This window comes from Vibrio sp. R-1 (genome assembly GCF_035615595.1).
GTDB lineage: Bacteria > Pseudomonadota > Gammaproteobacteria > Enterobacterales > Vibrionaceae > Vibrio > Vibrio cholerae.
The window spans coordinates 1-14,419 of the sequence record NZ_WPDC01000083.1; the positions used below are offsets into that span (position 1 = coordinate 1).

Here is a 14,419-nt window from a genome sequence, read left to right on the forward strand (position 1 = left end):
GGCTCTAGGCCAGCTTTTATTTTGCGATTTTCCCATCACACCGATTCCTCTTCGCCGCTTTGACTTATCGGCTTACTCGAAATCACGATTTTGAAATAAAACCATAATTTTTAAGCAAAAGAGTAGATTACAGACTAGGCTTAAATTGTTAGGGATTTGTATACAGCGGTTGTATGTCGTCATGACATTTTCAAAGGGGAAACAACTATGAGTATTTTTGAACACTTTCAGGCACGCTATGAAGCCGCCAAGGATGAAGAGCTGTCCATTCAGGACTTTCTGGCTCTGTGTAAAGAAAACAAAAGTGCTTATGCCAATGCCGCGGAGCGCTTGTTGCTGGCTATCGGCGAACCCGAGATGATTGATACATCCAAACACTCGCGCCTTAGCCGTATTTTTTCCAACCGAGTGATTGCTCGTTATAAAACTTTCGAAGATTTTTATGGCATGGAAGAAGCCATAGAACAGATCGTCGCTTACCTCAAGCATGCTGCGCAAGGCTTGGAAGAGCGCAAACAGATTCTCTATTTACTTGGCCCTGTGGGCGGAGGTAAATCATCACTGGCAGAAAAGCTCAAAGCCTTAATGCAACAAATGCCAATTTATGTGTTATCAGCCAATGGTCAACGCAGTCCTGTTAACGACCACCCCTTCTGTCTATTTGATGTGAATGAGGATGGTGAACTGCTCAAACAAGAATATGGCATTGATCGTCGTTACTTGCGTTCCATCATGTCACCTTGGGCTGCCAAACGCCTGCATGAATTTGGTGGTGACATCACTAAATTCAAAGTAGTGAAAGTACGTCCATCCATTTTGGATCAAATCGCGGTCGCTAAAACCGAGCCGGGTGATGAAAACAACCAAGATATTTCGTCTCTGGTCGGTAAAGTCGATATTCGTAAACTCGAACACTTTTCACAAGATGACCCAGATGCCTACAGCTACTCCGGTGCGCTATGCCGAGCCAACCAAGGTTTAATGGAATTCGTGGAAATGTTCAAAGCACCGATTAAAGTGCTACACCCACTGTTAACGGCCACCCAAGAGGGTAACTATAACGGTACTGAAGGGCTTTCTGCGTTACCATTTGATGGCATGATCCTCGCTCACTCCAACGAATCCGAGTGGCAGACTTTCCGTAACAACAAAAACAACGAAGCGTTCCTAGACCGGGTTTATATTGTCAAAGTGCCTTACTGTCTGCGCGTTTCAGAAGAAGTCAAAATCTACCAAAAACTGCTGGATCACAGTGAGCTCTCCAAGGCCCCTTGTGCCCCAAGCACACTCGATCTGCTGGCGCAATTTAGCGTATTGTCACGCCTGAAAGTGCCAGAGAACTCTTCCCTGTTCTCAAAAATGCGCGTCTATGATGGTGAAACGCTCAAAGATACCGATCCAAAAGCCAAAAGCTATCAAGAGTACCGTGATTACGCAGGCGTTGACGAAGGCATGTCTGGGCTTTCCACCCGCTTCGCGTTCAAAATTCTCTCTCGCGTGTTCAACTTCGATCACTCCGAAGTCGCCGCGAACCCAGTACATCTGTTCTACGTTATCGAACAGCAAGTCGAGCGTGAGCAGTTCCCACAAGAAACGGCGGATCGCTACAATGAGTTCCTCAAAGGCTATTTAATCCCGCGCTATGTCGAATTCATTGGCAAAGAGATCCAAACTGCTTACTTAGAGTCTTACTCTGAGTACGGTCAGAATATTTTTGACCGCTACGTCACCTACGCCGACTTCTGGATTCAAGATCAAGAGTATCGCGATCCAGAAACGGGCCAACTGTTTGACCGCTCTGCACTCAACAGTGAACTGGAGAAAATTGAGAAAACCGCGGGGATCAGCAATCCAAAAGATTTCCGTAATGAAATCGTTAACTTCGTACTGCGTGCCCGTGCCAACAACAATGGGCAAAACCCAGTGTGGACCAGCTACGAGAAATTGCGCACTGTGATTGAGAAAAAGATGTTCTCCAATACTGAAGATCTGCTTCCAGTCATCTCCTTCAACGCTAAGACCTCATCCGACGATCAGAAGAAACACGATGACTTCGTCGCTCGTATGATGGAAAAAGGGTACACCGAAAAACAAGTCCGCTTGCTGTCTGAGTGGTACTTGCGAGTACGTAAATCCTCATAGTGTGTATGCCGTGTAATGGTCGGCGGTAGTGCAACTACCGCCACCTACGGTGTTACCTACCCCACAGAATCGCTGTTGGGCTGTAGGTCACCCCCTCAACAAACTCGATTCGAGTTTGAGGTGATGTCATTAGGGAGAGGCTCATGGCGCAATTTATCGACAGAAGGCTAAACGGCAAAAATAAAAGTACCGTCAACCGACAACGCTTTTTACGCCGTTACAAAGAGCAGATTAAAGAGTCGGTTGCGGATGCCGTTAACCGCCGCTCAATCACTAATACCGAGTCTGGAGAAGATGTTTCCATTCCAACTCGTGACATTAAAGAGCCGATGTTTCATCAAGGCAAAGGCGGCGTGCGTGAACGTGTGCATCCGGGCAATGACCAGTTTATTCGTGGCGATAAAATCGATCGCCCTAAAGGTGGCCAAGGCAGCGGCGGCTCAGGTGAAGGTGAGGCCAGCGCCGATGGTGAAGGCAGCGATGATTTCGTATTCCAAATTTCCAAAGATGAATACCTCGATATTCTGTTTGAAGATTTGGCGCTACCCAATCTCAAGAAAAACCAAGTTAACAAAATCACCGAATGGAAAACCCATCGTGCGGGTTTTCAAACCTCAGGTGTGCCCTCCAATATTTCTGTGGTGCGTTCACTGCAACAATCTTTAGCGCGCCGTACGGCGATGACCGCTGGTAAACGCCGTTTGATGAGTGAGTTGGAAGAGGAACTCGAACGTATTCAGCGCAGCGAACCACCACAAATCATGGAAGAGATGCGCATCAAGCAAGAGATTGAGGAGCTACGCAATAAAATCGATAGCGTGCCCTTTATCGATACCTTTGATTTGCGCTTCAAAAACTACGAAAAGCGCCCGATTCCCTCCAGTCAGGCGGTAATGTTCTGTCTGATGGACGTGTCAGGCTCGATGGATCAAGCGACCAAGGATATTGCAAAACGCTTTTATGTACTGCTGTACCTGTTCTTAACTCGCACTTATGAAAACGTGGAAGTGGTATTTATTCGCCACCATACCCAAGCTAAAGAAGTGAATGAGCACGACTTCTTCTACTCGCAAGAAACCGGCGGCACCATAGTGTCCAGTGCGCTCAAGCTGATGCATGAAATCATTGAAGCTCGCTACCCACTGGGTGAGTGGAACATTTATGGCGCACAAGCTTCTGATGGGGATAACTGGGCAGACGATTCACCGCGCTGCAAAGAGTTACTCTCTAACAAGCTGCTGCCCTATTGCCAATACTATGCCTATATCGAAATCACGCGTCGCTCACACCAAACGTTGTGGCACGAATATGAAAAATTACAGGCCTCCTTCGATAACTTCGCGATGAAGAACATCCGCAGTGTTGAAGATATTTTCCCTGTGTTTAGGGAGCTGTTCCAAAAGGAAAATGCGTAGGGAGATTGTGAGATGACTACCAAAGCCAAAGCCGCACCTAAGCGTAAAGCAACGAACAGTAAGCGACTGCCCGATGGCCCAGATTGGACGTTTGAACTGATCGAGCGCTACCATCAAGAAATCCGTCGCGTGGCAGAGCTTTATCGTTTGGACACTTACCCAAACCAGATTGAGATCATCACCTCAGAGCAGATGATGGATGCCTATTCCAGCATCGGCATGCCAATCAACTACAACCATTGGTCGTTTGGTAAAAAATTCATTCAAACCGAGCAAACCTACAAACATGGTCAGATGGGGTTGGCATACGAAATTGTGATTAACTCCGATCCTTGTATCGCCTATCTAATGGAAGAAAACACCGTAACCATGCAAGCCCTGGTGATGGCGCATGCCTGTTACGGCCACAATTCCTTCTTCAAAGGTAACTATCTATTCCAAACCTGGACAGATGCCAGCTCGATCATCGATTACCTGCTGTTTGCCAAAAACTACATTGCTGAGTGTGAACAGAAATTTGGCGTGAACGAAGTGGAAAAGTTACTCGACTCTTGTCATGCCTTAATGAATTACGGGGTTGACCGTTATAAACGCCCCGAAAAAATCTCGATTGCCGAAGAAAAAGCGCGTCAAGAAGAGCGCGAAGCTTATCTGCAATCACAAGTGAATGCCTTATGGCGAACCGTGCCGAAAAAGGCCGTAGAGCAAGAGAAGCAGCGCCGCTTCCCAAGTGAACCACAAGAAAACATTCTCTATTTTATTGAGAAACACGCCCCTTTGCTGGAGCCTTGGCAACGTGAAATCGTGCGTATTGTGCGTAAAGTCAGCCAGTATTTTTATCCACAAAAGCAGACGCAAGTCATGAACGAAGGATGGGCGACGTTTTGGCACTACACCATACTCAACCATCTTTATGATGAAGGCTTACTCAGCGACAAGTTCATGCTGGAGTTTTTGCACAGTCACACCAGCGTTGTGGCACAGCCGCCCTACAACAGCCGTTATTTCAGTGGCATTAACCCTTATGCACTCGGTTTTGCCATGTTCCGTGATATTAAGCGGATCTGCGAAGAGCCGACCGAGGAAGATAAAGAGTGGTTCCCAGAGTTGGCCGGCGCAAACTGGTTAGATGCGCTTCATTTTGCGATGCGCAACTTTAAAGATGAGAGCTTTATCAGCCAATATCTGTCACCTAAGCTGATCCGCGACTTTAAGTTCTTTGCGATCTGCGATGATGATAGAAAAAATCACATTGAAATCAGTGCTATTCACGATGATCTCGGATATCAACAAATCCGCGAGAAACTCGCGGCGCAATACAATCTCAGTAATCTTGAACCCAACATTCAAGTGTATAGCGTTGATGTTCGAGGCGACCGTTCGTTAACCTTGCAGTATGTACCACACGATCGTATTCCGTTAGATCCAAGCTATGAGGAGGTGCTGAAACACTTGCACCGTCTATGGGGTTTTGAAGTCAAACTGGAGGAGGTCAAAGACACAGGAAGAAGAGAGATCCTCGCAACCTGCCCCAAAAAGAACGACTCGGAAAGTCGAATCTAAGTACTGGGGCTGCAATACAACATCCCTAACACTTAATAAAAAAGCTCCTGCAAAGGAGCTTTTTTCTGCTTAGCTATTTTTTCTGCTTAGCTGCTTTTTTCTACTTAGCTTAAAGATAACTACTGCGCACGCTCAGCCACGATGCGTCGCACCACTTCCAAATCTTCCGGCGTGTCCACCCCTGCTGGCGGTGCTTCTAACGCAACCGCAACATGGATTTTCTCACCATGCCACAACACACGAAGTTGCTCTAAACATTCAATCTTTTCAAGCTGGCTTGGCTGCCAATCCAGATAGGTATTGATAAAGCCTGCGCGGTAGGCATAGATGCCGATATGGCGTAGCAAAGGCTGAACGATAGCTTTATCCGCTTTAGCGAAGTTATCACGATCCCAAGGAATCGTGGCACGACTGAAGTACAGCGCATAACCGTTTTTATCGGTGATCACTTTCACCGCATTCGGGTTGAACACTTCCGCTTCATCTTCAATTTCCACCGCCAACGTTGCCATCGGCGCGCTGCATGCCGCTAAGTTATCCGCCACTTGGCGGATAATCGCCGGTGGAATCAAAGGCTCATCACCCTGCACATTCACCACAATGTGATCGGCGGGAATCGCCATTTTCGCCACCACTTCCGCCAGACGTTCGGTGCCAGATTGATGATTCGGCGAAGTCATACACACCACACCACCGAAAGCTTGAACCGCTTGTTCAACACGCTCATCGTCGGTTGCAATGATCACGCGGTCGGCTCCCGCTTGCATGGCTTGCTCATATACCCACTGAATCATTAGCTTGCCGCCAATGTCGGCGAGAGGCTTACCCGGTAAGCGCGTGGATTGGTAACGCGCAGGGATCACGACAGTAAATGACATTAGCGTCCCTCATCCATGCTCATGCTGCGAGCTTCCGGCTCTAAAAGCACAGGAATGCCTTCTTTGATGGGATAAGCCAGACGATCCAGCTTACAAATCAGCTCTTGGCGATCTTTATCGTAAGTCAGCTTACCTTTACACACTGGGCAAGCGACGATTTCAAGCAGACGGTGATCCATACGGTTCCATTACCTCTTTAATTTTGTCCACAATACGCTGCTCCGCTTCTGGAGCAAACTGAGCCGAAACGGGCAGATACCACCAATTGGGCTGGGCAAACTCAGCGCATTTTACGGCATCTTTTTCTGTCATGATCAGATGATCGCCTTGCTGCGCCAGTTGATTTAACTGAGCAGCATCAAAGGCTTGATGATCGGCAAAACCTTGGCAATGAACTAAATCGGCATTGAGTTCACGCAAAGTATTAAAAAATCGGGAAGGATGGCCAATCCCAGCCAACGCACATAAGCGAGTGAGCTTACTCACCGCACAGCGTTCACCCGTCTTAAGATTCACCGCATCCGTCGGTTGCAGACGCATTGCGATTTCATTGCTCTGCGCCACACCGCCATTGGTGATAATGAAATCGACTTCATCGAGTCGGCTGACAGGTTCACGCAGAGGACCTAAAGGGATCAATTGCTGGTTACCGAAACGGCGAACGCCATCCACTACTGCAATTTCAATATCGCGCTGCAGCGCATAGTGCTGCAAGCCATCATCCGTAACGATGATATTGACCCCGTGTTCAAGCAGCGCTTTTACCGCTTGGCTGCGTACAGGATCGACCGCTACAGGCGCTTTGGTACGCTGAAAAATGAGTTTCGGCTCATCACCGCAATGCTGAGCCGGGGTTTGCTCATTCACCACCAGCGGATAGCTGGGCGCTTTAGCGCCATAACCACGTGAAACGACCCCCGGACGATAGCCAAGGTTTTGCAGCGTTTCCACCAGCCAAACCACAACAGGGGTTTTGCCATTACCACCGGCCGTAATGTTACCCACCACGACCACGGGTAAGGGTGCACGATAGGAGGGTTTCTTCGCCGTTTGGTAAGCGTGACATCGTGAGCGGCTGATGACACCAAACAGTACGCTGAATGGCCACAACAGTGGCCATAACAAATAACTCAATGGATGGCGGTGAAACCAGATCTTTTCTATCACCACTATTCACCAAACTGGATGCGATGCAGCTGAGCGTATGCGCCATCTTGCGCCAACAGATCAGCATGGCGACCACGCTCAATGATTTCACCTTCATCAACCACAAGAATTTCATCTGCTTGTTCGATGGTAGATAAACGGTGCGCAATCACCAGCACGGTTTTGTTTTTCTGCAGCTCATCTAACGCCGCTTGAATGGCACGCTCCGATTCAGTATCCAGTGCCGACGTCGCTTCATCAAGGATCAGCACAGGCGCATCGCGCAGCAATGCGCGAGCAATCGCCACTCGCTGACGCTGACCGCCGGATAAACTGGTGCCATTCTCACCGATCACGGTATCCAAACCTTGCGGCATGTTTTCAATAAACTCCATCGCATGGGCTTGACGTGCGGCTTGCTCAATCTGCTCGCGGGTGTATTCACCTTCGGCAGCGTAAGCGATGTTATTGGCGATGGTGTCGTTAAACAGATGTACGTTTTGCGAAACCAAGGCAAAGTGACGACGCAGATTGGTCAGCTTGTAATCACGCACATCGTGCCCATCAAGACAGATCGACCCACTGTCGACATCATAGAAACGAGTAAACAGATTAGCGATGGTCGATTTACCTGAGCCAGAACGACCAACCAGAGCGACCGTTTTCCCTTGCGGAATCGAGAACGAAACATGGGATAACGCTGGTTTTTCTTTGCCTTGGTAGGTGAAAGTTACGTCTTTCACTTCCACTTCACCGTTGACACGCTCTGCCTCATATTTGCCATTATCGCGCTCGGTTTCGAGATCCATCAAACCAAACAAGGTCTGGCAAGCGGCCATACCACGCTGAAACTCCGACGTTACACTGGTCAAGGCTTTAAGTGGGCGCATTAGGCCAAACATGGCTGAGAACACCACAGTAAATGTACCTGGAGTCAACTCAGCGCGAATCGAATCGACACTGGCTAAAAAGAGCACCGCAAACAGGGCAAGTGAGGCAATCATTTGAATCACCGGGTCTGCAATCGACTGTGCCGATACCAGCTTCATGGTTTGTTGGCGCATGCTGTTACTGACTTTGTCAAAGCGTTTGCGTTCGACCTCTTGACCGCCGTAGCTCAGTACCACTTTATGGCCCTTGAGCATCTGCTCTGCCGATGAAGTCACATGCCCCATAGCCGTCTGCATGTTGCGCGAAATCTTACGAAAACGCTTAGAAACAAAGCTAATCGCAAAAGCCACCACTGGTGCGACGACAATCAGTACCAAAGAGAGTTGCCAGCTATTCCAAAACATCAAGGTGAGCAAGCCAATAATGCTCGCCCCTTCACGTACAATACTGACTAACGCGCGGCTGGTTGCGCCAGCCACTTGTTCTGAGTCGTATGTGATGCGCGATAATAAGCCGCCCGTTGACTCTTGGTCGAAAAAACGAACTGGCATGTGCATAAAATGGTTAAACAGACGGCGACGCATCTGCATCACTACATTGCCGGACACCCAGCTCAAACAGTAAGAAGAGGCAAATCCACTTAAACCACGCACAAACATAAGCCCTAAAATCATAAACGGCAGAATGCGCAGGAAGTTGGATTCCGCATTACCAAAACCTTCATCCAATAAAGGTTTTAGTAAAGAAATCATATAAGTATCAGCAGCGGCATTAATAACTAAGGCTATAGTTGAAACCACCAAGCCCGCTTTGTATAAGCGGATATAAGTCCACAGACGCTTAAAGGTCTGCCAGTTAGATTCGTCAGAGTGCAATGACATAAAGAAGCTTTTCTGATTATAAAATTGCGCTCATTCTACTCCTTTACGCAGCATCTGCCTATACCAAGGCTGCCAGCCAAGGCTACGCTGGGTAAACCAATCCAGCTGATCTGGATAGAAAAAGAGGCTAATTTGCCCAGCTTGTCCAGTATCTAGCCACTCAACTTGCTGAGCTTGATAACGTGCCACGACTTGCGGATTAGGCAAATTCCAGCGGTTATCTTTCGCCACAGAAGCAATCGCAAGTTTGGGATTCACTTGGGCAATAAACTCTGCGGTGGACGATGTTTTACTGCCGTGGTGCGGCACGATCATCACCTCACTTTGCAGTTGCGCTCCGTCGCGAGCAAGCAGCCACTCCCCCATGGCTGTGACATCCCCGGAGAGCAGTACAGAATGCTTAGACTGAGTATCAGTCATACGAATCACACACGAATGCTGGTTGTACGCTCGGCTAACCGCTTGTGGTGGCCATAACACCGTAAAATGGAGAGATTGCCACTGCCAGCTTTCACCACGGATACAAGGCATAAACTCTGTCCCGAGTTGGCTGGCACGAATCCAATTGGGTTGCCAGCGCTCAGCTAAACCTTGCCAATCACCCGCATGATCATTATCAAGATGACTTAAAATCACTCCATCGACTTGGCGTAGCCCTCGCTGTTGGAGAATAGGCTCAATCACGCTTTGCACATAACTGCCTCCCGGCCAACTGCTGCCTGTATCGTAGACAATTGCTCGCTCATCTTGCTCAATCACAATCGCCAAGCCATGTCCAACATCCAGCACATCCATTCGCCAAAGTGGAGTGAGGCAGGGAAACCACCACCATAAGCCCATCATACCCAATAATAAGCTGCAGGCTTTTAAGTTCATAAATCGATAAAGTAAGAGTATGGCCACACTCGCTGCGACCACACCTTGTACTTTGCTGGGGACCACCCACCAGCCTACATCGGCAAACTGCAAAGCCCAATCGAGCGGTAAAAACGTCCAATCCACCCAAGGCCAGTAAGCGGCGGCCACACTAGGCCATACCACCATGAGTAATAGACCCAAAAACAAAGCTGGGACAATCACCAACGAAAACCAAGGAATAAACACCAAATTGTACAGAACTGCCGTTACGCTTAAGCCACCGAAAAAATAGGCCGTGACCGGCGCCATTAAACAGACGAGAAACACCTGCGCCCAAAGCAGAGCTTTCCACCACACCTGACGCTGGCTTTGACTGGCTAATTGGTAGAGAACAATCGCGACCGCCAAAAACGACATCCAGAAACTGTTTGAAAGTGAGGCGAATGGCGACCAAAGCAAGACCGCGGCTAAGGAGAGTAGAATCCGCTTGAGTGCAGAAAGAGGAAAAGCCAACATGACCAACGCCACATTGAGTAAGCACATGATCAATGCACGCTGAGTAGGCAACGTAAATCCGGCCAGCCAAGCGTAGAGCACCGCCAGTAAAGCCCCACACACAAAAGGGGACCACAATAACTGAGCATGAAGACGCATCATGCCGAGCCCGAAAAAATAACCCACGCTAAAAGCGATACCAATGTGCAGCCCCGAAATCGCCACTAAATGAATTAAGCCACTATTGCGTAAGGCTTGCCACTCTTGCTCATCAATACCTTTTCGCTCGCCAAACGTCAGGGCTAAGATCAATCCTTGGTATGGGCTGGTATGCGTTAATTGTTCCAGCTCAAAAAACAAACTTGACCTTATGCCACTCTCTTGCACAATTTGATAAGCGGTGTCAGGTTTTACGACCGCCCGTGCGACGACAGATTGCGCCATGTAATGCGCTTCTAAATCAAAGCCGGTTTGGTTGAGTCGACCTACTATCGGCTTGAGAGTTACCGAAAATTCGACGCGGTCATTGGGTTGTAACAGTAAAGGGGCACTTAAACGTATGCGAGGGCGAGTCATTTTGTTTAAGGTTTGTCCATTCACTTCATGAATGAGGACAAAACCCTCATAAGCGTAACGAGTTTGCGTAAAAAAGCTGTCAACACGGCCTTTTATGATAATATCCGGCCCTGCTTGATAGAGCACATTGGATTGATCTCGTATAAGGTTGCCCTGTAGCACAATGGTTAGTATGGCAGCCACGAAGCCAAGGAATTGACGGCCAACTCGGTGATAACCGAGCAAAACCTTAACAATAAGGCATAACCAAGCCCAACCCCAACTCGGCATCCAAGGCCAATAAGGGGCAGACAGCACGGTGATCGAAAAAGAAATGAGAGACCAGTAATTCGACAAGAGAGTCATAATCCCGTATGCCAAGAAAATTCATTAAACGGTTTATGCCTGACCACGATGTGATCAAACGCCAAAAAGCGCTGCGCGTGTTTGGTAATGTGCTGTATAACCCAAACCTATGGTGCTTAAACCGCCGCTCTGCCGCTGGCGCGTTTGCGGTAGGGCTGTTTATGGCCTTTGTACCACTGCCCAGCCAAATGATCATGGCTGCCGGTCTCGCCATCGTACTGGGGGTCAATCTGCCACTCTCCATCGCCTTAGTGTGGATCACCAACCCGATCACTATGCCTGTCATCTTCTATTTCACATACAAGCTCGGCGCATGGTTGATGGGAACTCCCGCTCAATCCTTCCATTTTGAGCTGACTTGGGAATTTTTACTCAATCAAATGAGCACCATTGGACCACCGTTCTTACTCGGCTGCGCAGTTTGCGCGGTGTTGGCATCGTTAATTGGTTACTTTGGGATTCGCGGTTTGTGGCGTTACTCTGTTGTGCGCAGTTGGCAAAAACGTCGCACCAGTAAAATGCCGGAGAATCTGCCTTAACGCATCTTGTGCACTCACGATTGCAAGAGAGTTGCGAACAAGCGCAGCTTAAACAATGCAAACTCTGTTTACTCAGAATGACAAAAGGACCCGAAGGTCCTTTTTTGTTTGGTGTTATTTACTACTCAACACTTGCGCAGGATTGAGTCGGCTTGCGCGCCGCGCGGGGTACCAAGTCGCCAGCAAACTGAGCACAATCGCCGTCCCTGAAACCAGCACTACATCTGCCCACTCCACCTGTGAAGGAAGAAAATCAACGAAATAGATATCACCGGATAAAAACTGATGTCCGATCAGATGCTCTAACCCTTTGATCAAAGGCGTTAAATTAAAGGCGACAACCACACCCAATACACTGCCGACCACACTACCCAGAACCCCAGAAAACACGCCTTGCCAGACGAAAATACGTTTGATCAAGCCATCGGTCGCGCCCATAGTGCGCAATATAGCGATTTCGCCTGCGCGATCTTTTACCGCCATCATCAGAGTCGAGACGATGTTAAAGCTCGCGACCCCAATCACCAGAACCATTACTAAATACATAATGGTGCGCACCAACTGAATATCGCGATACAAAAAACCGTACTTTTGCTGCCAACTGTGCAGATAGACGTATTCGCTCAGTTGATTGCCCACATCACGTACGATCTGCGTGGCTTGCAGCACATCAGCCACCTTAACAGAGATACCGGTAACACCACTGCCTAAGTGAGCGTAAGCTTGGGCATCTTCTAGCGGCAGTAGCGCTAAGCTGTGATCAATCTGCCCGTTCAGTGCCAATAAGCCGCTGACTTTCACACGGACCCGCTTCGGTGCTTGCACCTTGTCACCACTGGTGGCACTTGGGATCATCAAGGTAATGAAATCACCAACCTGCACGCCTAATTTCTCCGCAACGCCTTGGCCTAAAATCACCTGCTGCTGGCCGGGGCGAAACTCTTGCCACGCCTGTGCGGTAATAAACTGCGACAAGCGAGATACGGCTTGTTCACGCTGCGGATCCACACCACGCACCTCAATCGCTTTAAGCTGAGTGCCACTTTCGGCAAGTGCTGTGATCTTCACATACGGCGCTGCCGCAACAATTTGTGGGTGACGCGCGGCTTGCGCCATTAAATCAGGCCAGCGTTCGACAGGTCCGCGCACGCCCTCAAATTCCCCATGTGGGATAACGGACAGAACACGGGTTTGCAATTCACGCTCAAAACCATTCATCGCCGAAAGGCCGATGATGATCACCGCCACCCCAACCGCAATCCCAATCGTGGACGACAGCGAAATAAACGACACCATTTTGTTGCGTTGTTTAGCGCGACTAAAGCGTCCGCCAATAAACAGAGCGAGAGAGGAAAACACTTAAGCCCCCGTGATATCGGTTAGCAGCCCATCTTTCATGTGCATGTGACGATCCATTTTCGCCGCCAACTCGCCATCGTGAGTGACCACTAAAAAGGCGGTACCGGATTCGCGGTTCAACTCACGCATCAAATCGTAAATCGACAGCGCCGTTTTATGGTCCAGATTGCCCGTCGGTTCATCGGCCAGCACTAAATCCGGCTTATTGACTAACGCGCGAGCAATGGCGACGCGCTGTCTTTCGCCGCCAGATAATTCCGATGGACGATGCGCCACGCGATGGCCTAAGCCCACTCGCTCAAGCAGGCTCTGCGCCTTCGCTTTGGCTTTCGCCACATTCATGCCACCAATCAAGAGCGGCATCGCCACATTTTCTAAAGCAGAAAAATCCGCCAGCAAATGGTGAAACTGATAAACAAATCCTAAGTGCTGATTGCGGATCTTCGCTTGCTTATTCGAACTTAACTGATGCAAAGACTGGCCAAGAAACTCCACTTGCCCTTCACTGGCGTCATCCAGTGCACCCAAAATATGCAGCAAGGTACTTTTGCCTGAGCCAGAAGAGCCGATGATTGAGACCAACTCACCGCGTTTTAGCTCAAAACTCACCCCTTTAAGAACCTGAGTTTGCAACTCCCCTTCTTGATAGGTTTTGCAAACCTGATGACAACGTAAAAGGTTATTCATAACGTAACGCCTCAGCGGGTTGAACAGAAGATGCGCGATAGGCTGGAAACAGCGTTGCCAACAGACTTAATACAATCGCAAGAACAATAACGAGGACAATCTGCAGCGGATCAATCGCCACTGGCAAACTGCCACCCACCGAAAAAAGGGCAACACCTAAGGCTTCCATCAGGCTATTTAAATTGGCCGCCAACAGCACACCAAGTAAACCACCAACCAGCGCGCCAATCACACCACTGCTGGCGCCTTGTACCATAAAAATCGCCAGCACATGTTGTGACTGCATGCCTTGAGTTTTTAAAATCGCCACCTCAGCCTGCTTCTCCATCACCACCATGATCAGCGCAGAAATAATATTAAACGCAGCCACCCCAACGATAAGTCCGAGCATCAGCCCCATCATGTTCTTTTCCATACGTACCGCTTGAAACAGTTCACCGCGCTGCTCACGCCAGTCGCTCCATTGCCAATCTTGCGGCAATGGCTGTTCGGCAAGCTGACTGACCACAAACGGGTCATCAAAAAATAGCCGCCAACCTGAAATGGTCTGCACATCATAGCGCAATAGCTTGGCCGCATCGCGCAGATGGGTCACCATGAGTTGCCCATCCACATCCGAGCCCGTATTAAAAATTCCCGCTACC

General features: G+C 48.9%; 12 protein-coding genes. 4 read left to right on the top strand and 8 right to left on the bottom strand.

The window, feature by feature from the left end; genetic code table 11:
- The first annotated feature begins 207 nt into the window (after nucleotides 1–207).
- The 3 genes from GOU96_RS14395 to GOU96_RS14405 all read left to right on the top strand — a co-directional run bounded on the left by GOU96_RS14395 (nucleotide 208) and on the right by GOU96_RS14405 (nucleotide 5,120).
- Nucleotides 208–2,142: a PrkA family serine protein kinase gene (locus GOU96_RS14395; RefSeq protein ID WP_000021516.1), complete on the top strand. Its 1,935-nt coding sequence runs from the start codon at nucleotides 208–210 to the stop codon at nucleotides 2,140–2,142.
- Nucleotides 2,143–2,285: 143 nt separating this feature from the next.
- The gene (locus tag GOU96_RS14400) at nucleotides 2,286–3,557 is read left to right on the top strand and encodes a YeaH/YhbH family protein (RefSeq protein WP_000046688.1); all 1,272 of its coding nucleotides are present in this window, start codon (nucleotides 2,286–2,288) and stop codon (nucleotides 3,555–3,557) included.
- A gap of 12 nt (nucleotides 3,558–3,569) precedes the next feature.
- Nucleotides 3,570–5,120, top strand: a complete 1,551-nt coding sequence (locus tag GOU96_RS14405; protein WP_000208355.1) for a SpoVR family protein — start codon at nucleotides 3,570–3,572, stop codon at nucleotides 5,118–5,120.
- A gap of 119 nt (nucleotides 5,121–5,239) precedes the next feature.
- Here GOU96_RS14405 and kdsB read toward each other — a convergent pair whose 3' ends face one another.
- Genes kdsB through GOU96_RS14430 form a run of 5 tightly spaced genes read right to left on the bottom strand, consistent with a single transcriptional unit; the run spans nucleotide 5,240 to nucleotide 11,190 of the window.
- Nucleotides 5,240–5,998, bottom strand: a complete 759-nt coding sequence (gene kdsB / locus GOU96_RS14410; RefSeq protein ID WP_267782608.1) for a 3-deoxy-manno-octulosonate cytidylyltransferase — start codon at nucleotides 5,996–5,998, stop codon at nucleotides 5,240–5,242.
- The gene (locus tag GOU96_RS14415; RefSeq protein ID WP_000350068.1) at nucleotides 5,998–6,177 is read right to left on the bottom strand and encodes a Trm112 family protein; all 180 of its coding nucleotides are present in this window, start codon (nucleotides 6,175–6,177) and stop codon (nucleotides 5,998–6,000) included. Before GOU96_RS14415 ends, kdsB begins: the two co-directional genes overlap by 1 nt.
- Nucleotides 6,158–7,165, bottom strand: coding sequence for a tetraacyldisaccharide 4'-kinase (gene lpxK, locus GOU96_RS14420; RefSeq protein WP_267782611.1), 1,008 nt, complete (start codon nucleotides 7,163–7,165; stop codon nucleotides 6,158–6,160). The genes GOU96_RS14415 and lpxK overlap by 20 nt, the downstream gene beginning before the upstream one ends.
- 2 nt (nucleotides 7,166–7,167) lie before the next feature.
- Nucleotides 7,168–8,916, bottom strand: coding sequence for a lipid A ABC transporter ATP-binding protein/permease MsbA (gene msbA / locus GOU96_RS14425; RefSeq protein ID WP_000052155.1), 1,749 nt, complete (start codon nucleotides 8,914–8,916; stop codon nucleotides 7,168–7,170).
- Nucleotides 8,917–8,946: 30 nt separating this feature from the next.
- Nucleotides 8,947–11,190, bottom strand: coding sequence for a DNA internalization-related competence protein ComEC/Rec2 (locus GOU96_RS14430; protein ID WP_267782618.1), 2,244 nt, complete (start codon nucleotides 11,188–11,190; stop codon nucleotides 8,947–8,949).
- Nucleotides 11,191–11,198: 8 nt separating this feature from the next.
- Between GOU96_RS14430 and GOU96_RS14435 the strand changes: the two genes are divergently transcribed.
- Nucleotides 11,199–11,729 carry a DUF2062 domain-containing protein gene (locus tag GOU96_RS14435; RefSeq protein ID WP_001881633.1) on the top strand — a complete coding sequence of 177 codons (531 nt, stop codon included), beginning with the start codon at nucleotides 11,199–11,201 and terminating at the stop codon, nucleotides 11,727–11,729.
- A gap of 114 nt (nucleotides 11,730–11,843) precedes the next feature.
- Here GOU96_RS14435 and lolE read toward each other — a convergent pair whose 3' ends face one another.
- From lolE to GOU96_RS14450, 3 genes are all read right to left on the bottom strand, one after another.
- Entirely contained in the window at nucleotides 11,844–13,088 is a 1,245-nt protein-coding gene (lolE, locus tag GOU96_RS14440) for a lipoprotein-releasing ABC transporter permease subunit LolE (protein ID WP_000493013.1), read from the bottom strand.
- Nucleotides 13,089–13,775 (bottom strand): lipoprotein-releasing ABC transporter ATP-binding protein LolD, encoded by a 687-nt coding sequence (lolD, locus tag GOU96_RS14445; protein ID WP_001061290.1) that lies wholly within the window; start codon nucleotides 13,773–13,775, stop codon nucleotides 13,089–13,091.
- Nucleotides 13,768–14,419 (bottom strand): FtsX-like permease family protein (locus GOU96_RS14450; protein ID WP_324701987.1); only part of this gene is annotated, 652 nt, incomplete at its 5' end. The genes lolD and GOU96_RS14450, both read right to left, overlap by 8 nt.